This is a genomic window from Stenotrophomonas sp. SXG-1, from assembly GCF_014083965.1.
In the GTDB taxonomy this organism is placed as follows: Bacteria; Pseudomonadota; Gammaproteobacteria; order Xanthomonadales; family Xanthomonadaceae; genus Stenotrophomonas; species Stenotrophomonas geniculata.
The window spans coordinates 2,277,234-2,300,527 of record NZ_CP046588.1 but is presented as its reverse complement, the minus strand read 5'-3'; the positions used below and the strand labels follow the sequence as shown (position 1 = coordinate 2,300,527).

General features: G+C 66.8%; 21 protein-coding genes. 14 read left to right on the top strand and 7 right to left on the bottom strand.

The genetic code is table 11. The features are described 5' to 3' along the window. Positions 1-50: 50 nt before the first annotated feature. The 5 genes from GOC52_RS10635 to GOC52_RS10615 are packed head-to-tail and all read left to right on the top strand — an operon-like array spanning position 51 to position 7,868. Positions 51-1,745 (top strand): glycoside hydrolase family 43 protein, encoded by a 1,695-nt coding sequence (locus tag GOC52_RS10635; RefSeq protein WP_043396290.1) that lies wholly within the window; start codon positions 51-53, stop codon positions 1,743-1,745. Next, positions 1,742-4,435, top strand: a complete 2,694-nt coding sequence (locus GOC52_RS10630; protein ID WP_238794386.1) for a glycoside hydrolase family 3 protein — start codon at positions 1,742-1,744, stop codon at positions 4,433-4,435. Before GOC52_RS10635 ends, GOC52_RS10630 begins: the two co-directional genes overlap by 4 nt. Positions 4,436-4,494: 59 nt before the next feature. Continuing rightward, positions 4,495-5,979 carry an MFS transporter gene (locus tag GOC52_RS10625; RefSeq protein WP_010485712.1) on the top strand — a complete coding sequence of 495 codons (1,485 nt, stop codon included), beginning with the start codon at positions 4,495-4,497 and terminating at the stop codon, positions 5,977-5,979. A gap of 16 nt (positions 5,980-5,995) precedes the next feature. Beyond that, on the top strand, positions 5,996-7,033 hold the full coding sequence (locus GOC52_RS10620; protein WP_191849338.1) for a glycoside hydrolase family 43 protein: 1,038 nt from the start codon (positions 5,996-5,998) through the stop codon (positions 7,031-7,033). Next, complete coding sequence (locus GOC52_RS10615; protein WP_191849336.1) at positions 7,023-7,868, top strand: aldose epimerase family protein; 846 nt, start codon at positions 7,023-7,025, stop codon at positions 7,866-7,868. The genes GOC52_RS10620 and GOC52_RS10615 overlap by 11 nt, the downstream gene beginning before the upstream one ends. A gap of 112 nt (positions 7,869-7,980) precedes the next feature. Here GOC52_RS10615 and GOC52_RS10610 read toward each other — a convergent pair whose 3' ends face one another. From GOC52_RS10610 to ptsP, 4 genes are all read right to left on the bottom strand, one after another. Then, on the bottom strand, positions 7,981-9,234 hold the full coding sequence (locus GOC52_RS10610) for a carbohydrate porin (protein ID WP_191849334.1): 1,254 nt from the start codon (positions 9,232-9,234) through the stop codon (positions 7,981-7,983). A gap of 83 nt (positions 9,235-9,317) precedes the next feature. Further along, a complete protein-coding gene (locus GOC52_RS10605) occupies positions 9,318-11,021 on the bottom strand; it encodes a PTS fructose transporter subunit IIC (RefSeq protein ID WP_191849332.1) in 1,704 nt (567 codons plus the stop codon). Positions 11,022-11,106: 85 nt separating this feature from the next. After that, positions 11,107-12,063, bottom strand: a complete 957-nt coding sequence (locus GOC52_RS10600) for a 1-phosphofructokinase family hexose kinase (protein ID WP_191849330.1) — start codon at positions 12,061-12,063, stop codon at positions 11,107-11,109. Further along, positions 12,060-14,570, bottom strand: coding sequence for a phosphoenolpyruvate--protein phosphotransferase (gene ptsP, locus GOC52_RS10595; protein WP_191849328.1), 2,511 nt, complete (start codon positions 14,568-14,570; stop codon positions 12,060-12,062). The genes GOC52_RS10600 and ptsP overlap by 4 nt, the downstream gene beginning before the upstream one ends. 157 nt (positions 14,571-14,727) lie before the next feature. Between ptsP and GOC52_RS10590 the strand changes: the two genes are divergently transcribed. The 3 genes from GOC52_RS10590 to GOC52_RS10580 all read left to right on the top strand — a co-directional run bounded on the left by GOC52_RS10590 (position 14,728) and on the right by GOC52_RS10580 (position 16,871). Beyond that, positions 14,728-15,711 (top strand): LacI family DNA-binding transcriptional regulator, encoded by a 984-nt coding sequence (locus GOC52_RS10590; RefSeq protein ID WP_019337699.1) that lies wholly within the window; start codon positions 14,728-14,730, stop codon positions 15,709-15,711. 357 nt (positions 15,712-16,068) lie between these two features. After that, positions 16,069-16,515, top strand: coding sequence for a Rap1a/Tai family immunity protein (locus GOC52_RS10585; protein ID WP_238794385.1), 447 nt, complete (start codon positions 16,069-16,071; stop codon positions 16,513-16,515). A 122-nt stretch (positions 16,516-16,637) separates the two neighbouring features. Continuing rightward, a complete protein-coding gene (locus GOC52_RS10580) occupies positions 16,638-16,871 on the top strand; it encodes a hypothetical protein (RefSeq protein ID WP_100041155.1) in 234 nt (77 codons plus the stop codon). A 7-nt stretch (positions 16,872-16,878) separates the two neighbouring features. Here the strand turns inward: GOC52_RS10580 and GOC52_RS10575 are convergent, their stop codons facing one another. The 3 genes from GOC52_RS10575 to GOC52_RS10565 form a co-directional block, all read right to left on the bottom strand. Beyond that, positions 16,879-17,448 (bottom strand): cysteine hydrolase family protein, encoded by a 570-nt coding sequence (locus GOC52_RS10575; protein WP_071305216.1) that lies wholly within the window; start codon positions 17,446-17,448, stop codon positions 16,879-16,881. 3 nt (positions 17,449-17,451) lie between these two features. Next, complete coding sequence (locus GOC52_RS10570; protein WP_191849326.1) at positions 17,452-18,090, bottom strand: DUF6766 family protein; 639 nt, start codon at positions 18,088-18,090, stop codon at positions 17,452-17,454. Positions 18,091-18,188: 98 nt separating this feature from the next. After that, positions 18,189-18,377, bottom strand: a complete 189-nt coding sequence (locus GOC52_RS10565; protein ID WP_019337695.1) for a hypothetical protein — start codon at positions 18,375-18,377, stop codon at positions 18,189-18,191. Between the two features lie 149 nt (positions 18,378-18,526). Between GOC52_RS10565 and GOC52_RS10560 the strand changes: the two genes are divergently transcribed. The 6 genes from GOC52_RS10560 to GOC52_RS10535 all read left to right on the top strand — a co-directional run bounded on the left by GOC52_RS10560 (position 18,527) and on the right by GOC52_RS10535 (position 23,267). Then, positions 18,527-19,690, top strand: a complete 1,164-nt coding sequence (locus tag GOC52_RS10560) for a zinc-dependent alcohol dehydrogenase (protein WP_049481331.1) — start codon at positions 18,527-18,529, stop codon at positions 19,688-19,690. Positions 19,691-19,700: 10 nt separating this feature from the next. Further along, positions 19,701-20,207, top strand: a complete 507-nt coding sequence (locus tag GOC52_RS10555; RefSeq protein WP_049481212.1) for a hypothetical protein — start codon at positions 19,701-19,703, stop codon at positions 20,205-20,207. Positions 20,208-20,312: 105 nt separating this feature from the next. After that, the gene (locus GOC52_RS10550; RefSeq protein ID WP_191849323.1) at positions 20,313-21,254 is read left to right on the top strand and encodes an acyl-CoA dehydrogenase; all 942 of its coding nucleotides are present in this window, start codon (positions 20,313-20,315) and stop codon (positions 21,252-21,254) included. After that, the gene (locus GOC52_RS10545) at positions 21,242-22,000 is read left to right on the top strand and encodes a PIG-L deacetylase family protein (protein WP_049481214.1); all 759 of its coding nucleotides are present in this window, start codon (positions 21,242-21,244) and stop codon (positions 21,998-22,000) included. The genes GOC52_RS10550 and GOC52_RS10545 overlap by 13 nt, the downstream gene beginning before the upstream one ends. Next, positions 21,997-22,584 carry a class I SAM-dependent DNA methyltransferase gene (locus GOC52_RS10540; protein ID WP_019337690.1) on the top strand — a complete coding sequence of 196 codons (588 nt, stop codon included), beginning with the start codon at positions 21,997-21,999 and terminating at the stop codon, positions 22,582-22,584. The genes GOC52_RS10545 and GOC52_RS10540 overlap by 4 nt, the downstream gene beginning before the upstream one ends. Next, complete coding sequence (locus GOC52_RS10535) at positions 22,581-23,267, top strand: glycosyltransferase family 2 protein (RefSeq protein WP_100445720.1); 687 nt, start codon at positions 22,581-22,583, stop codon at positions 23,265-23,267. Before GOC52_RS10540 ends, GOC52_RS10535 begins: the two co-directional genes overlap by 4 nt. Positions 23,268-23,294 lie beyond the last annotated feature (27 nt).

The window sequence follows — 23,294 nt, the reverse complement described above, 5'->3', positions numbered from 1 at the left end:
CGTTGTCCAAGCAGTCCCCTCTGGCCCGCGACAGGGCCGGCCTGAGGTCGATGGCGCGCCACCTGCTGGGGGCGTTGTTCCTGCTGTCGGCCGCAACCACCCGGGCCAGCGCGCCGCCGGATGCTCCCCCGGTGTACTTCGACTGGTTCGAGTACCGCGGCAATGACCAGGCGTTTGAAGTGCCGCTGCCGGCCGGCCACTACCGCAATCCTGTCCTGGCCGGCTTCCATGCCGATCCCAGCGTCGTGCGCGCGAACGGCCGGTTCTACCTGGTCAATTCCAGCTTCACCTACTTCCCTGGCATTCCGGTGTTCGAAAGTGCCGACCTGGTGCACTGGAAGCAGATCGGCAATGTGATTGACCGCCCCACGCAACTGGATTTCGACGGCCTGAGCGTCTCGCGCGGCATCTTCGCGCCGACCATCGAGTACCACGACGGCACCTTCTACGTAACCACCACCGCCACCGACAGTGGTGGCAACTTCATCGCCACCGCGCGTGATCCGGCCGGTCCGTGGTCCGATCCGCACTGGCTGCCCGGCATCGATGGCATCGACCCGTCACTGTTCTTCGACGATGACGGCAAGGTATACCTGGTCAACAACGATGCACCGCCCGGCCCGCCGCGCTACGACGGGCACCGCGCCATCTGGATGCAGCAGATCGATCTGGCGGCATTCAGGCCGGTCGGGCCGCGCCGGGTGCTGGTTGATGGAGGCGTGGAGCCGGCGAAGAATCCCATCTGGATCGAGGGACCGCATATCTACAAGCGGGAGGGCTGGTATTACCTGTCCGACGCTGAAGGAGGTACCGGGCCGCAGCATTCGCAGGTGGTGCTGCGCAGCCGCACGGTGTGGGGCCCCTACGTTCCCTATACGGGCAATCCGATCCTGACCCAGCGAGAACTGCCGGATGACCGTCCGCTTCCGATCACCAATGCCGGCCATGCCGACCTGGTCGAAGGCCCGGATGGCTCGTGGTGGGCGGTGTTCCTGGCCAGCCGCAACTACCAGAAGCGGCACTACAACACCGGGCGCGAGACCTACCTGTTGCCGGTGCGCTGGCAGGATGGCTGGCCGCAGATCCTGCCGGTTGACCAGGCCATTCCCTATGTGGCCAAGGCCCCCGCGTGGATGCAGGGCGAGGCATCCCAGGCCCCTTCGACCGGCAATTTCGTAGCGCGCGACAATTTCGATGGCCCGACGCTTGATCCACAGTGGCTGCGCGTGCGGGTGCCCCGGCATGCCTGGGCCGACCTGGCCACGCGCCCCGGCATGCTGGCCGTGCATCCGCTTGCCGAGGATCTGGACACGCTGCGCAATCCGACGTTTCTCGGCCGGCGCCAGCAGCATCTGCGCTTCGAGGCGAGCACCGCGATGACCCCGCCAGCTTCCGGAGTCGCCGCCGGCCTGGCGGCGTTCCAGAGCGAGGCGTACTGGTACTTCCTTGGCGTTCGTGACCTTGGCGGGGGGCGCCTCTCGCTCTTCCTCGAAGCGCGCGACGGTGGCCGCAGCACGCGGACGCTGGCCAGCCGTGAAGTACCGGTGCCTGCAGCACTGCGCCTGAAGATTGCCGGCAACGAGGGCGACTATGCGTTCTCGTTCGACACCGGCGATGGGCAGGGCTGGCAACTGCTCGCAGGCGGGGTGGACGGCACCGTTCTGAGTACGGACCGGGCAGGCGGCTTCGTGGGCGCACTGCTGGGTCCTTTCGCGCGCGACGAGCGCACCGGGAGAAGCAAATGAGGCTGTCGATTTCGTCCAAGGCCCGCCGCCGTACCTTGCGCGGTGGGGCCGCCCTGTTCGTACTGACCTGCGTGGCGGCCGCCGCGTCCGCGGCCGCGCCACGGCCCTGGCTGGACGTTTCGGCCAGCTTCGAGCAACGGGCCGCCGCACTCGTCGCGCAGATGACGCTGGAAGAGAAGGCCGCGCAGATGCAGAACGCCGCGCCGGCGATCGAACGCCTGGGGGTACCCGCCTACGACTGGTGGAACGAGGGACTGCACGGCGTCGCACGGGCAGGGCAGGCCACGGTGTTTCCGCAGGCAATCGGCCTGGCCGCGACCTTCGATGTACCGTTGATGGGGCAGGTGGCCACGACCATCAGCGACGAGGCCCGCGCAAAGCACCACCAGTTCCTCCGCGAAGGCTTGCACGGGCGTTACCAGGGGCTGACCTTCTGGTCGCCGAACGTCAACATCTTCCGCGACCCGCGCTGGGGCCGCGGACAGGAAACCTATGGCGAGGACCCGTACCTCACCGCGCGCATGGGCGTGGCCTTCGTACGTGGCCTGCAGGGCGACGACCCCGTCTACCGCAAGCTGGACGCCACCGCCAAGCATCTGGCCGTGCACAGCGGACCGGAGGCCGACCGCCATCACTTCGATGCACGGCCCAGCCGGCGCGACCTGTATGACACATACCTTCCGGCGTTCGAGGCGCTGGTGAAGGAGGGCGACGTCGATGCGGTCATGGGCGCCTACAACCGCGTGTACGGCGAGTCCGCCAGTGCCAGCCGTTTCCTGCTGCGCGATGTGCTTCGACGCGACTGGGGCTTCAAGGGCTACGTGGTCTCGGACTGCTGGGCCATCGTCGATATCTGGAAGCACCACCGTATCGTCACCACGCGCGAAGCCGCTGCGGCGCTGGCGGTGAGGAACGGCACCGAGCTGGAATGCGGCCAGGAGTACGCCACATTGCCCTCGGCCGTGCGCCAGGGGCTGATCAGCGAGGCGGAGATCGACGATGCAGTGACCCGCCTGTTCACCGCACGGATGCGCCTGGGCATGTTCGACCCAGCGGAGCGGGTGCGCTGGGCGCGCATTCCCGCCTCGGTGAACCAGGCGCCGGCCCATGATGCGCTCGCGCTCAAGGCCGCGCAGGCATCGCTGGTGCTGCTGAAGAACGACGGCATCCTGCCACTGTCACGCAACACCAGGCGCATTGCCGTGGTTGGACCCACCGCCGACGACACCATGGCGCTGCTCGGCAACTACTTCGGCACACCGGCCGCGCCGGTGACGATCCTGCAGGGCATACGCGAGGCGGCCAAGGGCGTTGAAGTGCGTTATGCCCGCGGCGTCGACCTCGTGGAAGGCCGTGACGATCCCGGCGCCACACCGCTGATCGAGCCGACTTACCTGCGGCCCTCGGCGGACTCGCCCGAGCGTGGCCTGCGCGGTGAGTACTTCCGCACGCCCGACCTGTCCGGCACTCCGGCACTGGTGCGTACCGACGCGCAGATCGGCTTCCGCTGGGACCGCGGCTCGCCGACCGACAACCTGCTGGCACGCGGCGAAGCGGCACCGGGGCAGGGGATTCCCAACGACCGCTTCAGCATCCGCTGGAGTGGCCAACTGCTGCCACCCATGTCCGGCCGTTACCGGCTGGAGGTGGCCGGCGATGATGGCTACCGCCTGTATCTGGACGGCAAGCGTGTGATCGATCATTGGGTGAATACTGATCGCCTGCATGCCGAGGGCGTCGAACTGGACCTGCAGGCCGGGCGTGCCTATGCGCTGACACTGGAGTACTACGACGACCAGCGCGATGCGGGCGTGCGCCTTGGGTGGCGCATGCCCGGCGCCAAGGCGCCCTTCGACGAAGCGCTGGATGCAGCACGCGATGCCGATGTGGTGGTGTTCGTCGGTGGCCTCACCGGCGATGTCGAAGGCGAAGAGATGACGGTCAACTACCCGGGCTTTGCCGGTGGCGACCGTACCGACCTGCGGCTGCCCGCGCCGCAGCGCACCCTGCTGGAGGCCCTGCACGGCACCGGCAAGCCGGTGGTGATGGTGCTCACCGGTGGCTCGGCCATCGCCGTGGACTGGGCGCAGGCGCATCTGCCGGCGATCCTGATGAGCTGGTACCCGGGGCAACGCGGCGGCACCGCTGTCGGCCAGGCGCTGTTCGGCGACGTCAATCCCTCCGGCCGTTTGCCGGTCACGTTCTACAAGGCCGGCGAAGCGATGCCGGCATTCGACGACTACGCCATGGAGGGCCGCACCTATCGCTACTTCCGCGGCACGCCGCTGTATCCGTTCGGTCACGGTCTGTCGTATACGCGGTTCGACTATGGAACGCTCCGCCTCGATGCAGACAGCCTCCGCGCCGATGGCCGCCTGGGCGTGGCAGTGGATGTCGCCAACACGGGCACGCGCAGCGGTGACGAAGTGGTACAGCTGTACGTGCGGCGCGAGCACGCCGGCAGCGGCGATGCCGTGCAGGAACTGCGTGGCTTCCAGCGCGTCCAGCTGGCCCCGGGCGAACGCCGCACGGTGACGTTCACCCTGGAGGCGGCGCAGGCCCTGCGCCACTATGACGAGGCACGTGCGGCGTACGCGGTGCAGCCCGGTGCCTACGAGGTCAGGGTGGGGGCGTCCAGTACCGATGTACGTGCGCAGGGCAGGTTCACCGTGGTGCCCGCGCATGACTGATCGCCCCCGCCGGCATCGATTCCCCTTCGACCAGATTCCTTTTCAAGGATGTCCGCTGCATGGCAAGCACTGAACACGCGCTATCGGTACGCGAGAAGCTCGGCTACAGCCTGGGCGATCTCGCCGCCAACCTGATCTTCCAGACCCTGATCACGTACCTGGCATTCTTCTACACCGACGTCTACCGCCTGCCAGCTGCCACCGCGGCCACGATCATCTTCGTGGTCGGCCTGCTGGGTGCGTTCGTGTTCACGCCGTTGATCGGCATCGCGGCGGACCGAACGTCCACCCGCTGGGGCCGCTTCCGCCCGTGGATCCTGTGGACGGCCATTCCCTTTGGCGTACTGTCACTGCTGGCGTTCAGCACCCCCGACCTGGGCGAGCGCGGAAAGGTGATCTATGCACTGGCCACCTACGCGCTGCTGGTCTGCGTTTACGCCGCGAACAACCTGCCGTACTCCGCGTTGAGCGGCGTGCTGACCGGCAGCATGGCCCAGCGCAACAGCCTGTCGGCCTACCGCTTCGTAGCCGTGATGATCGCGCAGTTCATCATCCAGGTGCTGCTGATGCCGCTGGTGCTGATCCTGGGCAATGGCGACCGGGTGCGCGGCTTTGAACAGGTCATGACCGCCTTCGCACTGATCGGCACGGTGTTCTTCCTGATCACCTTCGCCACCACCCGCGAGCGCATCGTGCCGACGCGAGAGCAGACCGGCGGCATAGTGCAGGACCTTTCGGACCTGCTGCACAACCGCCCGTGGCAGGTGATGCTGGCGCTGACCGTGCTGGTGTTCATCAACCTGGCGTTGAAAGGCGGCACCTACATCTATTACTTCCAGTACTACATGAGCGAAGCGGCGCTGGCCGGCTTCCTGGAAAACTCAGGCTTCAACGGCCTGATCAGTGCATTGAATGGCGCCCTGGCCCGCGCCGGTTTCGCGGCGTTCACCTGGCCGAAGGATGCGGCCACCTCGGCGTTCAGCCTGTTCAACGCGTGCGGCATCCTCTGCATGATCCTGGGTATCGGCGCATCACGGCGGCTGGCGGATCGCTTCGGCAAGCGCGATGTCTTCGGTGGCGCCCTGTTTGTCTCGACCCTGTTCCTGCTGGCCTTCTACCTGTTCCCCCCGACGGCGGTGGCGGTGGCGTTCGCAGCCTTCATGCTGCATGGCTTCTGCTATGGCATCACCATCCCGTTGCTGTGGGCGATGATCGCCGACGTCGCGGACTACTCGGAGTGGAAGAACCATCGAAGGGCAACGGCGATCATCTTCTCGGCGATGTTGTGCGGGCTGAAGATCGGCCTCAGCGTCGGAGGCGCGCTGGTCGCCGCGATCCTTGCCCACTACGGCTACCAGGCAGGACTGGCGCAACAGCCTGAGGGCGTGGTGCAGGGCATCCGCTTGACCGTAAGCGTCTACTGCTCCCTTCCTTTCCTGCTCGCCGTGGCGCTGCTGTTCTTCTACAGGATCGACAAGCGCACCGAAACCCGCATCGAGCAGGACCTCCACCTGCGTCGACGTTCCGCCGACGCCTCCGCGTAACGCCAAGATGACAACCATGATCGACCTCCATGCCGGCGAAGACGGCCAGGCCAGCAAAGCCCGTCTTGCGCAGCTCACCGCGCACGCCATTTCGCAACCGCTGGTGACCCACATCTACACCGCCGACCCTTCGGCGCACGTGTTCGAGGGGCGCCTGTACATCTATCCCTCGCACGACATCGACGGTGGCCAGCCATTCGACGACGAAGGTGGCCATTTCGGCATGCAGGATTACCATGTGCTGAAGATGGATACGCCCGATAGCGCGGCCATGGATTGCGGCATGGCGCTGCACCTGCGCGACGTGCCCTGGGCGCGGAAACAGATGTGGGCCCCCGATGCCGCCTGCCGCGATGGCCACTACTACCTGTACTTCCCGGCCAAGGACGCCGAGGGCCGGTTCCGCATCGGCGTGGCGATCGGTAAGCGGCCGGAGGGCCCGTTCGTGCCCCAGCCGGAGCCGATCAAGGACGCGTACTCGATCGACCCGGCCGTGTTCGAAGACGAGGATGGCAGCCACTACCTGTACTTCGGCGGCATCTGGGGCGGGCAGCTGCAGAAGTATCGTGACAACCAGTACAGCGAGGCCCACGAGGAACCCGAGGGCAGCGCGCCGGCCCTGGGGCCGCGCGTGGGCCGCCTGGATGTCGGCATGACCGAGCTGGCCGAACCCACCCGCGAAGTGCAGATCCTGGATGAGCATGGCCAGCCGCTGCGTGCGGACGACCATGCGCGCCGCTTCTTCGAAGGCCCGTGGCTGCACAGGTACCAGGGTCGCTACTATCTGTCGTACTCCACTGGCAACACCCACCAGCTGTGCTACGCCGTGGGAGACAGCCCGTATGGCCCGTTCACCTACGCTGGCGTGATCCTCACCCCCGTCGTGGGCTGGACCACCCACCACTCCATCTGCCAGTTCGAAGGGCAGTGGTACCTGTTCTATCACGATGCGCTGATGTCCGGCGGCATCACCCACCTGCGCTCGGCCAAGTGCACGCCGCTGCACATGGAGCCGGACGGAAGCATCCGCACGATCAATCCGTATGGGGCCTGAGCGCATGCTGCCGGTGGATGATGCGCTGGCCCCGCTGCCGGCCGGTGAACTGCACTGGCTGAGATGCGGCGAACTGGAGGTTGCGCTCGCCGCAGGGGCGGGCGGGCGCGTGGCGCACCTGCGTTACCAGGGCGTGGAGTGGCTGGTGGATGCGCAGGAGGGCGGGGCGGCTGCGATCGCCTGGGGCTGCTACCCGATGGTGCCCTGGGCCGGGCGCATCCGCCATGGAACGTTCCGCTTTGACGACAGGCCGCATCGGCTGCCGCTCAACTTCGACGGGCATGCCATTCATGGGTTGGGCTTCTCGCGACCGTGGCAGATCGACCGGCTGGATGCGGCGGCAGCCAGGTTGTCGCTGGCGTTGCCGCGCGACGGCTACTGGCCCTTCGGTGGCATTGCCATGCTGGACCTGCAGCTGCAGGCCCACACCCTGCAGATGCGCCTTTCGGTCCAGGCCGGCGAGCAGGCGATGCCGGCGGTGCTGGGCTGGCATCCCTGGTTCCGGAAGCCGGACCGGCTGCTGTTCACGCCTCGTGCGATGTACCCGCGGGACGAGGAAGGTATTGCCACGCTGCCCTGTGTGGATCCGACCACCGGTCGCTGGGATGACTGCTTCATCGCCGACAGTGACATCACGCTGATACGTGAAGGCCAGCGCCTGCGGCTGCGCTCGGACCACGACCATTGGGTGGTCTACGACGGCACGCCGCACGCCACCTGTGTCGAGCCGCAGAGCGGTCCGCCGGACGGCTTCACGCTGGCGCCGCACCGGCTGGAGCCCGGCCAGCGCCTCGCGTTGACGTTCGACCTGGCGTGGGCGGCGGACAGCACCTGAAACCCCGGCCAGGGCAGGCGATCATCCGGGTGCCGGGCGGTCGGTACTCCGCCTGGACCGGCCGTGGACCCGGTGCCTGACACGGGCCGCGCCCAGGACCACCTGACATTTCCTACAGGTTCCAGTCGATCCGCATGCCCGCGATCAGCGCATTCGGCAGGTCGTGCTGGCGTGCGGGCTCATTGAACTGGTCGGGGTGCACGATGTAGTGCAGGTTCGGTGCAACACGAAGCTGCGGGGTGAGCTGGATGCCATAGCTCAGCTCCATCATCACCTGGCTCCCGTGCGGGGTGCCGCTGCCACCGGCTGCGGCGCGGGCGAGGCGCAGGTCTTCCAGCGCCATGCTGCTGTACTTCTGCTGGGTCACGACGAAAGCGATGCTGTCCTGCGGCCGCCGGGCGAACGTGCCTTTCTGCACCAGCCCGGCCTGCAGGAAATGATCCTCGATCAACTGGCCGGAGGTGCCCTTGAGCGCCGCACCGAAAAAGGTCAGGCCGCGGCCGGCGCCATCACTGGTGAGTTGCTGCTCGAAGCGGGCGAACGCGCCGGAGCGACCGTGACGTGTCGCGTACTCCTGGCCACTGAGCAGCGCGGGAATGCCGTTGGCATCGCGCAGCGGATCGCGATAGGTCGAGTTGTCCTGCCAGCCACCGAGTTCGTAGCGGGCTTTCAGTCGTGCCGAAGCAGGGCTGCGCCAGCCGATCGTGTAGGGCACGATCCAGCCGGTGGCCTGGTTCGTATTCCACTTCAGGCCATGCTGGCCATCCTCGGCCTGGCTGGGATCAACCTGGTAGGCGCCGACGCGCACGTAGACATCGGGCGTCACCCAGACCGTGGCATCGGCCATCCAGCTCGATACCGGCCACCAGGTGAAACTGCTGGTGCGGAATACGTAGGTCGGGTTGCCACAGGCCGAGTTGCCCTGGAAGTACTGGCACAGGTCCGAACCCAGGTGGTGGATGTTGGCGACGCTGCGCCCTGCTTCCAGCACCAGCCGGTCGTTGAACAGCTTCTGTTCGAGGGTCAGGTTGGCCAGGCGCGTGCCTTGGCCGCCGTAGATCTCCTGCACCGAGGTGCTGTTGCCCGTACTGCTGTTGGCGAGATTGGTGCCATGGCGGTTGATGCCGTAGGCCTTGACCGTCGCACCTCGCCAGCCAAACGCCGCGTCCAGGTCCACGTCGGCACCGAACATCAGCTGGCCGGCATAGGCCGTGCCGCTGCGCTTGCCACCGTCGAGCGTGGCGGCTGCTTCGCCGGTGTAGGCGAGCCTGCGAGTGAAGACGTCGCTCGCGTCTGCGGTGGTGGCCAGGGATGGCAGGGCAAGCGCGATCGCCATCGGCAACATGTGTCGGGAAGAGCGGGTCATGGGCGAGGGTCCTTGTGCAGGGCCTAGGTCGCTGCGCCCCTGCGTGCGCAGGGGCGGTGGAAGGGGCTTGGCGATGGGGTGGATCAGGCCGGCGTGGTGACCGGCTTCTTGAGGATGCGCAACGCGACTGCAGTGACGGCCACGCCCGCCAGCAGTGCCAGCAGGTAGATGCCGAGGTGAGTGACTGCGTTCGGGATCGGCAGCACGAACACGCCGCCGTGCGGCACCTTCAGCTCGACGCCAGCGGCCATCGAGATTGCACCTGCCACGGCAGAACCAAGAATCAGCGCCGGAATGGTGCGCAGCGGATCACGCGCGGCGTAGGGGATCGCGCCTTCGGTCACGAAACTGAGGCCAAGCACGCCGGCGGCACCGGCCGTGCCGCGCTCCTCGGCGGTGAAGCGGTTGCTGAACAGCCATGTCGCCAGTGCAATACCCAGCGGCGGCGTCATGCCGCCGATCATCGTCGCCGCCATCGGCGTGTAGACCTGGCTGGAAATCAATGCAGTAGAGAACGCGTAGGACGCCTTGTTGACCGGCCCGCCCATGTCCACCGCCATCATTCCGCCCAGCAGCAGGCCAAGCAGGATCGCGCTGCCGCCCTGCATACCGCGCAGCCAGTCGGTCAGCCAGGCCAGCAGGCCGGCGACCGGCGTGCCGATCACGTACATCATCAACAGGCCGACCAGCAGCGTGCCCAGGACCGGCAGGATCAGCACCGGCTTGAGGCCTTCCAGGCTGCGCGGCAGGCGCAGCGCACGGTTGATCCAGTGCACGCCGTAGCCAGCGATGAAACCAGCCAGGATGCCGCCGATGAAGCCAGCATCCATGTTCACTGCTACCAGCCCGCCGATCATCCCGGGCGCAATGCCGGGGCGGTCGGCGATGGAGTAAGCGATGTAACCGGCCAGTGCGGGCACCATCAACATGAAGCCGGACTTGGCGCCGATCTGGAACAGCGACCAGGCCAGCGTGCCCTTGTGGGCATCGTCGAAGGCATAGATGCCGCCGAGTGCGAATGCCAGTGCGATCAGCAGGCCGCCGGCAGTGACGAACGGCAGCATGAACGACACGCCGGTCATCAGGTGCTTGTAGGGCCCGGTGGCCTTGGTCTTTTCGGTCGTGCGCCCTGAAGTTGCCGTACCTGCCTGCACGCCGGCCTCGGCCAGCGCCTTGCGGATCAGGTTCTGGCCGTCGCTGATCGCCGGTTTGGTGCCGCTCTTGAACAGGCGTTTGCCAGCGAAGCGCGACAGATCGACTTCGCGGTCTGCGGCGATCAGGACGAGGTCAGCAGCCGCGATTTCCTCGTCGCTCAACGCGTCCTGCGCGCCGACCGAGCCCTGGGTTTCGACCCGGATTGCATGGCCCAGTGCCTTGGCCGCCTGCTGCAGGCCTTCGGCCGCCATGAACGTGTGGGCAATGCCGGTCGGGCAGGAGGTGACGGCGACGATGCGCTTGCCCGCGTCATCCCTGGAAGGGAGTACCGATGCTGCGGCGAGCTGCGCCAGCACGGCGAGCGGGTCGTCCAGTACTTCGCCGAGGCCGGCGCGCACGATCTGGGCATTGCCGAAGCGGGCGCTGTCCGCCTCGCCGTCACCCACCAGCAGCAGCTGCGTTGCGGCGGCAGCCTGCGCGCCGGGCAGTGCCCCGGTCACGCCCTGATCGCTGCGGATTTCGATCGCCAATTCGACCCTTTGCTGACGTGCGGCGCGGCGCAGCGCTTCGGCGGCAAGAACCGCCTCGATGCTGCGTTCGCCAGCGGCGATGACTACGGTAGAAGCGTGCATGGGAACTCCTGGAATTCTTCGGGTTCGTCCTTACCGAAGGCGCCGCGGTCGGCCCGAAGCCAGCCGCCTTGCCTCCGGCAGGGGGTCAATCCAACCGCTCGATCAATACATCGCCGGCCCACCCGCGTACCTGCGCCGGGTCCAGTCGTCGTGCGTCACCGCTTTGCAGCCGGCTCATCGAGAACGCGGTCGCCAGCCGCGCGCAGCCGTCCAGATCAATGGAAGGCTCCAGCAAGGCGGCAGCGATGCCGGCGACCATCGCGTCGCCCGCACCGACCGTGCTGCCCTGGGCCAGTCGCGGCGGTCGTGCGACCAAGGCGCCGCTGCGATCAATGAACAGCGCGCCGTCGGCGCCCATCGAGATCGCTACGAGTGCAACTCCACGTTCGACCAAGGCCCGGCCCGCGGCGCGCAGGGCGCTGCGATCCAGCAGCGGCGTGCCGGCCCATGCCTCCAGTTCATGGCGGTTGGGCTTGACCGCGTAGGGCAGTGCACCCTGTGCACCACTCAACGCCGCGGCAAGCGCGTCGCCACTGGTATCCAGCAGTACGCGCGCCCCGGCGGCGCCGGCCTGCGCCTGCAGCCGCGCCCATGCATCAGCCGGCAGTCCGGACGGCAGGCTGCCGGACAGCACCACCGGCAGGCCCGGCCGCAGCAGGGCAGCGAGCCGGCCCGACACCGCATCCAGATCGGCCTCACGCAGTGACAGGCCGGGCAGGTTGATGTCAGTGGTCTCGCCGGCGGCCTCATCGACCAGCTTGATGTTGGTGCGGGTATGGCCAGGAACGCGCAGGCAACCATCCTCGATGCCGCGTTCGGCGAACAGTGCGGAGAACAGGCCGTCGTTGCCATCGCCGACCACGCCCAGCGCGGTAGTCGGCACGCCCCAGTCGGCCAGGCAGGCGGCCACATTGATGCCCTTGCCTCCTGCATCGTCGTGGCTGCTGCGGGCGCGGTGCACGTGGCCCGGCCGCAGGCCGGCCAGCCGCACGGTCTGGTCGATTGCCGGGTTCAGGGTAATGGTGACGGCGCGGGAACTCATGCGCGCGCTCCATCGAGGGCACGCACCTGCTCAGCGGTTTCGCAGTCCAGCGCCGTCGCAGCCAGCGTTCGCAGATCGGCCAGCGCGCTGCCACGCAGGCGTGCTTTCACGGCCGGGATGTCGTTCGGGGTCATCGACAGTTCGTCCACGCCCAGGCCGGCCAACAGCAGTGCGCCGAACGGATCGCCGGCCAGCCCGCCACAGACTCCCACCCAGCGCCCATGCAGTCGTGCGCCTTCCACCGTGGCGCGGATCGCGCGCAGCACGGCCGGATGCAGGCTGTCGGCCTCGGCGGCCAGTTCCGGATTCTGGCGGTCGATCGCCAGCACGTACTGGGTCAGGTCGTTGGTACCTATCGAGAAGAAGTCGGCGTGGCGGGCAAGCACATCGCTCTGGGCGGCAGCGGCCGGCACTTCGATCATGATGCCGATCGGCACGTCGGGCGCCTCGAGTTCGGTGCGCAGGCGCTCGCAGATGGCGCGCAGAGCGACCAGCTCGGGCACCGAGGTGATCATCGGGAACATGATGGACAGGCGTGCACCGTCCTTGGCTGCGCGATACAGCGCACGCAGCTGCGGTTCCAGAAGATCCGGGCGGCGCAGCAGCAGGCGCGCGCCGCGCACGCCGAGGAACGGGTTTTCCTCGTGTGGCAGCTCCAGGTGGGCGACCTGCTTGTCGCCACCGATATCGAGCGCGCGCACGATCAACGGACGGCCGTCCAGCGCGTTGGCCATCGCCATGTAGGTTGCGTACTGCTCCTCCTCGCTGGGCGTGCTGCCGCGTTCGAGGAACAGGAATTCGGTGCGCATCAGGCCGACACCTTCCGCGCCCTGTTCCAGCGCCAATGGCACCTGCTCGGGCAGGTTCACGTTGGCGCCGATGTCGATGCGATGGCCATCGGTGGTCTGCGCTGGCTGCGCACGTTGCGCCGCTTCTCGCGCGCGGATCTGCTGCTGCCCAGCGATCCAGGCGCGAGCCGAAGCAAGATCTGCCTCGGAGGGGGACAGGTAGAGCCGCCCGCTGCTGCCGTCGATGATCGCCTCGCGGCCGGCCTGGATCGCCAGCAGTTCGGCGCCACCGGCAACCAGCGCCGGCAGGCCGAGCGTGCGCGAGAGGATTGCAGTGTGTGAGGTGGGACCGCCCAGTGCGGTGGCGAGGCCGAGCACGCGGGTGGTGTCGAGGTTGGCGGTATCCGAGGGCGACAGGTCGGCGGCAAGCAGGATGCACGGCTGCGCCGGCAGATCGGCCAGGCCGCCACCGGCCGCAGAGGGGTCAAGCTGCGCCAGTACGCGCCGACCCACATCGCGCAGGTCGGCAGCGCGCCCGGCCAGCACCGGATTGCCCAGCGCCGCCAGCCCGGAGGCGATCTGCTCGATGGCCTGGTGCCACGACCAGGCGACACCATGACCTTCAACCATCAGCTGGCAGGTGCGGGTAATCAGGTCGGTGTCGTCAAGCAGCGCAGCCTGCGCCTTGAAGATCGCAGCATCCGAAGCGCCAAGGCGGCGCTGGGTGTCGTCCTGCAGCGCGGCCAGCTGCTGGCGGGTGCGACAGAGTGCATCCTGCAGGCGTGCGCCGCCCTCGCCGAGCGGGGCAGGGCGATCGGCAACATCGGCCTGCGCGCTGGCCAGTACATGCACCGGTCCGATGGCCAGCCCGGGGCTGGCGCCGATGCCGACGATGGCAGCCTGTGCCTCGGGCGGATTCCAGCCTGCCACCGGCGTGGCCTTGCGTTGTGCTGCGCGCTCGGCGTCGGCCTTTTCCTGTGCCACCAGGTCCTCCATGACCCTGCGCAGCGCGGTCAGCAGGGCGGGGGCATCCGCCCCCTCGGCAGACACGCTGATGGCATCGCCATGACGCAGGCCAAGTTGCAGCAGCGCGACCAGACTTTTGGCGTCCGCTGCCTGGTCGCCGGCACGCACCTGGGCGCGGGCCGCAAAGCGGCGCGCCGTCTCTGCCCAGCGCGTGGCCGGGCGCGCGTGCAGGCCGCTGGGGTAGGCAATGGTCCAGTCAAAGCGCTCGGCCAGATCGGTGGCCGGTACCTGGGCGGTCGTGATCGCAATGTCGCCGGTCAGCGCGTTGACGATCTCACCCGCATCGGTGGTCGCAAACAGGCGCTGCAGCGTTGCCTCATCCTGGATCAGCCGGGTCAGGCGGCGCAGCAGGGTAATGTGGGTATCGGACTGGGCAGCAATGCCAACCACCAGGCGGGTGGTCTGGCCGGGGTTCCATTCCACGCCTTCCGGCAACTGCAGCACCGCGATGCCGTCGCGGCGCACCAGGTGGCGGTCCTCGCCGAGCCCATGCGGGATCGCCACACCATGGCCGAGGAAGGTGTTCGCCAGCGCTTCGCGGCGTCCCATGCTGGCCTCGTAGCCCGGCGCCACGCAGCCGGCGGCGACCAGCATCTGGGCTACCTGGGCGATGGCATCGGTCTTGTCCTGTGCCCGCGCGTCCAGGCGGATCAGTTCCCGGCTGACGGGGGAGGGGGAGGTCAGGGGCGACAAAGGGCGGCTCCGGCAAAAGGATGGCTGGACATATTGGGAACGTTCCCACTGCCTATTTCAATGTGCACCGCACAAAATGCCAATAGCTCTTTGGCGTTAGCATTGTCCTGAACAGCCGCCGGGCCATGGCAGGCGCACTTTTCCGGGAACGTTTCCAATGAGTATCAGCATCAATGACGTCGCGCGTGTAGCGGGGGTATCCAAGTCCACCGTGTCGCGGGTGCTCGGGGGCGGCCCGGTCAGCGAAGAGGTTCGCGGCCGGGTCGAGGTGGCGATCCGCCAGACCGGCTATCGGCCGAACCTGCAGGCAAGACGGCTGCGCTCCCGGCACACCGGCATCATCGGGTTGATCGTGGCAGATATCCGAAACCCGTTCTTCACTGCGCTGATCCGCGCGGTGGAGGAGGTGGCCTATCGCGAAGGCCTGCGCGTCACGCTCTGCAACACCGATGAAGACCCCGAGCGCGAGGCGCTGTATCTTCAGTTGATGCACGAGGAGCGCATCAGTGGACTGATCTTTGCGCCCACACGGACCACGGTGGGGCGGCTGGAACGGCTCGCGCTGGACTTCCCGACGGTACTGGTGGACCGCGCCGCGGCCAGCGGGTCGATCGACAGCGTGGTGCTGGACAATCCCGCGGCGATGGGCGCCCTGGTCGAGCATCTCGTCGAGCGTGGCTATCGCCGCATCGGCGGCCTGTTCGGCAGCACCAGCACCACGGCGGCCGAGCGCCGCGACGGCTATCTTGCTGCGATGCGCACGCATGGGTTGGAGCCGGATTACCGCGAAGTCGAGCCAACGGCCGAGGCCGCCATCGCAACGGTCGACCAATGGCTGGCCGGCCCTTCGCGTCCCGACGCGCTGGTCACCAGCAACAGCCTGCTGCTCATGGGTGCATTGAAGGCGGCGCGCAGCGCCGGTCTCGCCATCCCAGGAGAGCTGGCGCTGGCAGGGTTCGACAACGAGCGCTGGACCGAACTGGTCGAACCTGGCATTACCGTGGTCGAGCAGCCGGTTGAAGACATGGGGCGAGCTGCGATGTCGCTGTTGCTGGAACGCCTGCGCATGCCGGAGCTGCCCGTGCGCAGACTGGTGATGACGGGAAGGTGCGTCGTGAGAGGGTCGACGGCTGCGCGATAGTCCGGCGCCTGCTTGCGGCAGTCCATGAAGCAGCCGCCAGGTGTTGGCGGGTCATGCGTTGTCTGCTACAAGCCATCCGTACGCAGACACAGTGGAGGATCGCCTTGTCAGAGCCATATTCAACACTGCTCCGCCTGCAGATATCCCACCACGATCTTTCCAGATGGCTGGCAGCGCCCGTGCCTTCAGCATCCCGTTGGTCCGACTGGCGACGTATCTCCGGGCAGTGGCGCATGGAAAACGGCCAATACGACGTATTCTGAAAGCCTCTACGATGCCATCGCGTTTCTTGGCCAGCTTGATCGGCTTTGACCTCTGCCGCGTGGCATCCATGAAAGCAACAGCCAGGGTCTCAACATGAAGGGACATCACCAACCCCAGGCGCGCCGCGTCATACGTCGGCTCCTCGCACTTGGCCTCTGCGCGCTGGCTGGGTCCGCCGTGGCCGGAACAACGCAGCCGGCACGGATCTGGCTTGTCAGCGGCACGGAACTCATCACCCTCCTGCAGGGGAAAGGCGATGACGGGTTCTGCGACGGCGAACAGTGCCGGAGCCTGTCCAGCGCTCGCGCCAGCGGCTATATCCTGGGCGTCGCCGATGCCAGCCGCGGACAGTGGTGCGGGCAGGGCCAGATCCTTCCGCATGAACTGGTCGACCATGTGTCTTCCCATCTCCGGCAACTGCCCCGCGAGCGATTGCAGCAGGATGCGTCGCCACTGGTTGTCGAAGGGCTGCGGACGGCGTTTCCCTGTGGTCGCGGCACACCACGTGGCAACATTGCCGAGCCCGGCAATGACCAATGAAGCACGCCGCGCCCGCTTGGCGACGGTGCGAACGTCCTACACCCTCGCGACACGGTGCATTCACGGCCACCGACATTCGCGCTTGCCACACTGCATGTTCCTTCCACAGCACGAGGTGCCCCATGGCTACCTGTGATGTCTGCGGCAACAACTACGACAAAAGCTTTACCCTGCAGCAGGGCGGGCGCAGCGGCACGTTCGATTCGTTCGAGTGCGCGATCCACGCATTCGCACCCCGCTGCGCACACTGCGAATGCGCGGTTATCGGGCATGGCGTTGAAGGAAATGGCCAGATCTTCTGCTGTGCACATTGCGCCGGTCATGCGGGCGTACAGGGTATAGCCGACCGGGCCTGAGCTGCCTTCAGCGCCATCCTGCTTCCTGCCCGGAGACGAGCGAGGAAAGCCGCGCGATCCTGGCTGCGCCCGAATCAGCCAGCAGCGCCAGTGCGCGCCGCTTCCGGGATGGCAGCCCCGCCACGACCTCCGGTGCCAACACGACGTGGAACTCTCTGGCGTTGGCATCCAGCGCGGTGGCCAGAACGCACGAATCGGCCGTCATGCCACTCAGGCACAGGCGGCGCACTCCGAGTTTGGCCAGCAGAATCGGCAAGGGACTGGCCAGGAACGCCGAATGCTTGGGCTTGAGTACGAAGCAATGACCGGGCAAAGGTGAGAGAAGGCTGGCAATTCGCCCCGCCGGACCGCCGTCACGCCGGCACTGTTCCACCTGCTGGCGGAAATCGCGCTTCCAATCCGAGAAGTTGTCATTGGCGTAGATGACCGGCCACCCGCGTTCGTCGAAGTGATCCCTCAGGCGCCGGATCTGCCGGGCCGCCCGCTCTGCCGCGGGCGCCAGCTCCTGCGCGCCCGGGAAATCGAAACGGCTGAACATGTCGATGATCAGCAAGGCAGTCGACGGATCATCTGCCATGGTTCAATCTCCTGTCTGGGTATGTGGCGCCTCGACCGGCTTGGATTGCGGCGAATCTTTCTGGCGCAGGAAGATCGTCAGCACCACCAGAGACAGCACGGCCAGGAATTCGCTTTGCCAGTTCTGCATGGATTCGAACCAGAATGTGCTGCTGGCCAGGTGCTGCAGGAAGCCGGGTGCGGGCAGGCCCTGCAACAGCTTCTCGGCTTGCTCGGCTCGCCAGCTTCCCAACGCGTGCAGCGTGAAGCTCAGCAGGAACAACAGCCCGAAGGCGATTGCAAGCGAATGACCGTACAGCACCTTCCAGATGCCGCCACGCTTCACCGGCCAGGGCGTAGGTCCTGGCTCGACGCGGCTCTGCTCCCGTGCAGTGTCCAACGGCCGCGATTCAGCCGAGCCACGCTGGCGAAGGCTGACGGTCAGGAGAACATACATGCCCATCTGCAGGAATTCGCTCTCCCAGTTCTCGAATGTGGCGCTTACAAAGTGGCCGGTCGCCAGGTAGTGCCATAGATCGATCGGCGCGCGCCCGTGCTGCGTCAACTCCTCGTTGTGGACATGGTGCCCCGCAACTGCCTGCCCAACGATGAACACGACGGTGAGTGCAAGCAGCACCAGCGAGAGACCGTTGCGTTTCCACATGCAACACCTCGATCAGCTGTTCCAAAGACCGTGCGGAAGCATGCGCGGGCAAGAGGGCAGGGCTCGTGATTACTGCGCATCGAGGATGTGAGGCGGGCTCAACGCTTGCCTGTCGGGTCTGGATCCGGCCGCTCGTAGTCTTCAGGTACCGCCTTGGGGCCGTCCCCATCGTCGGGCATGTCGTGGTCCTTCCACCTGGCCTGGTCGTTGCGACGTTTGTCCGGCGTATGGGCCTTCGACTGATCGTCCACGTCTGTGGTTGGATTGAAAGGCAGCTTGTCGTTCATGGGCAGCTCCTGCGGCGAGAACCTGAAGCCTGCACCGGTCCGGGTTAACGCCACGACGCCGCGGAATGAACGCTGCGCACACCCGGATGTCACCGCAGCAGGAGGAGCGCCCTGCGATGCTGGTGTTCCGATCTTTCTGGAGCACCGCGATGCAGGCATTGACCTATCACGGCCGCAAGGATGTGCGCGTCGAGACCGTGCCGGACCCGGTACTGGCGGCCGAGGATGATCTGATCCTGAGGGTGACCGCCACCGCCATCTGTGGTTCGGACCTGCACCTGTACCGGGGCAAGATTCCTGACCTGCACGATGGCGATGTGCTGGGCCACGAATTCATGGGCGTGGTGGAAGAGGTCGGCAGCGGCGTGACCCAGGTGAAACCCGGTGATCGCGTGGTGATCCCGTTTGTGATTGCCTGTGGCGAGTGCTTCCACTGCCGGCTGGCCGAGCATGCCGCCTGCGAGACCACAAATCCGGGCAAGGGCGCCGCACTGAATCAGAAGGGCATACTGCCTCCGGCCGCCTTGTTCGGCTACAGCCATCTGTATGGCGGCGTGGCCGGTGGGCAGGCCGAATTCGTGCGTGTACCGAAGGCGAATGTGGGTCCCTTGCGCATTCCGGAAGGCATTGCTGATGAGCAGGTGCTGTTCCTGTCTGACATTCTCCCCACCGGCTACCAGGCTGCATTGAACGCAGGGGTCAAGGCAGGCTCGACGGTGGCCATCTTCGGTGCCGGGCCGGTGGGGCTGATGAGCGCAGCCTGCTGCCGGCTGCTGGGGGCCGAGACCATCTTCATGGTGGACCATCTTCGCTACCGCCTTGACTACGCGCGTCGCGCCTACGGGGTGACCCCCATCGACTTCAGAGAGATCGAGGACCCGGCCGATTACATCCTGACCCAGACCAGCGGGCGCGGCGCAGACGCCTGCATCGAGGCCGTAGGCTTCGAGGCCGAAGGCAGTGCGCTGGAGTCAGCGCTGACCGCCGTGAAACTGGAAGGCAGCAGCGGGGTGGCGATCCGGCAGTGCATCGCAGCGGCCCGCCGCGGCGGCGTGGTCAGCATCCCCGGTGTCTATGCCGGCTTCATCCACGGTTTCCTGCTGGGCGACGCGTTCGACAAGGGCTTGACGTTCAAGATGGGGCAGACCCATGTCCAGGGGCTGATGCCCGAGCTGCTGGACGCCATCATGGAAGGAAAGCTGGACCCGGGTGACATCATCTCGCACCGGATGCGCCTGGCCGATGCAGCGCAGGGCTATGCGATGTTTGATGCCAAGGATGACGACTGCCGCAAGATCGTTCTGACACCGTGAGCGTGGCGCCATGAGTGCGATTGTCGTGGGCTGTGTGTACGCACTGTGGTTGGTAGCCGGTTCGCTGGACTTCCATTTTCACCGCCGGACCGACCTTCCACACACCTCCGCGATGCGCGAAAGCCTGTTGCATGGGGTGCAGCTGCTTCTGATCGGCAGCGGCGTGCTGGCGTGGCTGCTGCTGGAAAACACGTTGTCGCTGGTCACGCTCCTGGCGCTTCTGGTCATTGCTCACGCAATCGCCGGCTACCTGGACACCGTCAGCGCAGACGGCCGCAGACGCATCAGCCCGGCGGAACAACATGTGCACAGTGTGTTGGATGCCGCGCCGTGGGTCCTGCTGGGCTGGGTCGGCTGGCAGGTCCACCCCCGGTGGTCGCTCGAAGTGAAACCTGCAGCACCGGACGTCTGGTGGTTCACCCTGTTGCCGGCACTGGGCCTGGTGGTGCTGCCATGGCTGTGGGAACTGCGGCAGTGCGTGCGTGCACGAGAGCAACGCATGCAGACGGGTCCGTGAGGATCACGGTACCGGGCATTCATGTGCCCGCCACGCCGTCAAGACAGGCATGTGACTGCCTGCCGCCTACGTTCATGGCGTATCTCCATTGCAGGTCTGCCATCCATGCAGGATGTGACGTCATCCTCTTCGCTGTTCAATCGCGCACGCCAGGTGCTGGTACAGCAACCGGCATTGCCTTTGCCCGGGGGCGGCCAGACGCTGCAGCGTTGGCAGGCGCTGGCAGCTTGGGGGGCAGAGGATCTCTGCCTGGCCAAGGTACTGGAGGCCCACTATGACGCCCAAGCGATTGCTGCCGAGTTGAAGGCGCCCATCCATGCTGAAGACACGTTGCTGGCGGTGTGGGCTGCAGAGGGTCCGGCCAACACCGTTCGCATCGATGCCGGCGGTGGACTGTACGGTGACAAACCCTGGTGTTCCGGCAGCGCATGGGTGGATTCGGCACTGGTAACGGTTCGCAACGCGCAGGGCGTGTGGCTATGCCAGGTGGCGGCGGAACACTGGCACACACTTGCAGGCGAGCCATGGCCCGCCGTGGGCATGGCCGCAATCCCGTCCACCACGGTGCGCTTTGACGGCGCACCGATGGTGATCCTGGGGACGCGCGATGACTACCTTCAGCGCCCAGGCTTCTGGCATGGCGGGGCAGGCATCGCGGCGGTCTGGTTTGGCGCAGCGGCCGCATTGGCCGAGCGCATGCGACCGGCCTGCACCGAGGGGAATCGCGCGCGGCTGCTGGGTGAAGTGGACCTCGCCCTGGGCCCGGCTGCCGCGCTGCTTCGCGAACTGGCGGCGCGCATCGACGCCGCGCCCGAACTGGCCCATCGCGAAGATGTGGTGCGCCTGCGCTGTGTGGTCGAGCGTGCGGCAACGCGTGTGCTGGACCTGGCGGGTCGCGCGCTGGGCCCGGGCCCGATGTGCCTGGAGGCCTCCCATGCCCGGCGCTGCGCGGACCTGACCGTGTTCCTTCGCCAGAGCCACGCCGATCGCGATTGGGAATGGCTGGGCGAGCAGCGTGCAGCACAGGAGGCGACATGGGCGCTGTAGCCAGGACACCCCTGCAAGGGGAAGGAACCCAGGAGCAGGCCTGGTTGCACTGCGATTGGCTCTGGCAGCAACCGACCATATCGGCAACCGCACTCTGCAGCGGGCATGACCGCATGGTGGTGGTCGCGCCGCATCCGGATGACGAAATACTCGGCTGTGGCGGGCTGCTGCATCACGCTGTGGGGCAGGGTATCGACGTCAGTGTCGTTGCCGTGACCGACGGTGAAGCATGCTATCCGGGCGAGTCGTGGTGGACGCCGGAACGCCTGCGATCAACGCGCCGAGCGGAGCTTGCCGCGGCACTGGGCGAACTCGGTATTCCGGTCGGCTCCATCTTCCACCTGGGTATCGCCGACGGCGCGGTCAGCGCGCACGAGCAGGGGCTGGAGGGCTGGCTGCAGCAGTATCTGCAACCGCGCGATCTGGTCCTGGCGCCATGGCGGTTTGATGGCCACCCCGATCACGAAGCCGCAGGGCGCGCTGCCTGCCGCGCCGCGCGGGCGGCCGGTTGCCACCGGCTGGAGTATCCGGTGTGGGGCTGGCACTGGCTTGACCCTGCCTGCGCACATATGGCGTGGGAGGTTCCGAAGCTGATCGACATTTCAGCGGTGGCGTCCGCAAAACGAAGCGCGATCGCGCATTTCCGGACGCAGACGGGTGACGTGGCGGGCCTGAACAGCCCGCCGGTGCTGCCCGCACATGTACTCGCCCGATTCTTCCGAAACTACGAGGTGTTTCTGGCATGAGCGCGCAACCGTACTTTGATGACCTGCATGAGCAGGAGGACCCGTTCGGCTACCGCAGCCGGTGGTATGAAGAGCGCAAGCGTGCGCTGCTGCTGGCAAGCCTCAGCCAGCGCCAGTTCGCTCGCGGCTGGGAACTGGGGTGTTCCAACGGCGTACTGACCGAGGCACTGGCGGCACGTTGCGAACGCCTGCTTGCAACCGACATCAGTCCACGTGCGGCGTTCCAGGCGCGCCGCAACCTGGCCCATCTGCCGCACGTGCAGGTCCATTGCGCCAGCCATCCCGAGCAATGGCCGCCAGGACGCTTCGACCTGATCGTCTGCGGCGAAATGGGCTACTACCTGGGGGCAGGCGCACTGCGCGAGCTGCGCGGTGGCATCGATGAAGCACTTCGCGATGACGGCCTGCTGGTCGCCTGCCATTGGTTGCCCTCGTTCCCGGGACGCGCGAGCCGGACCGAGGTGGTGCATCGATGCCTGGGGGAAGGCCTGCAGGAAGCCTTCCACTACCGCGATGCGGACTTCGTGCTTCAGGGATGGACACGGGGCCCCTTGTCATTGGCCCGGAACGAGGGCTTGCGGTGATAGGCGTCCTGATACCCGCCCACAATGAGGCGGACAGTATCGCGCGGTGCCTGCAATCCATCCGGGTGGCGGCCCTGCACCCAGGCCTCGGCGGCGAAGCAGTGGAGGTAATGGTCGCGCTGGACGCTTGTACGGATGCAACGGGCACCATCTGCCACCGATACCGGGTCGGGAGCGTACAGCTGGATGCACGCTGCGTCGGTGTCGCCCGGGCCGCAGCCGCTGCTGAACTGCTGGGGCGGGGCGCCAGGTGGCTGGCAAGCACGGACGCTGACAGTGAGGTGCCTCCCGAGTGGCTGGCCGCACAGGTTCAGAGCAGTTGTGACGCTTTCTGCGGACTGGTGGACATAGCGACGACCTGCCAGAGTGAACGGCGCCTGCGCAGGGCATTCCAGGCAAGGCAGCAGTGGGGCGACCATCATGGGCGCATCCACGGTGCCAACCTCGGCGTCTCTGCCTGTTCCTATCGGGCCGTTGGCGGCTTTGCTCCCCTGCACTGTAGTGAAGACGTGGCGCTTGTCAGAGCGCTGCAACGCCGCGGTGCGGAGGTGCGATGGGCCAGCGCTCCCGTGGTGATGACCAGTGCGCGTCTGCAGGGGCGCGCTACAGGTGGATTCTCCGCTTATCTGGCGGCGCTGGGTGGCGAGCGCTCTGGCGCGGAAGCACCCGCCCTGATCACCTGAGGGTCAGCGACTCCGTCACGCAAGGGC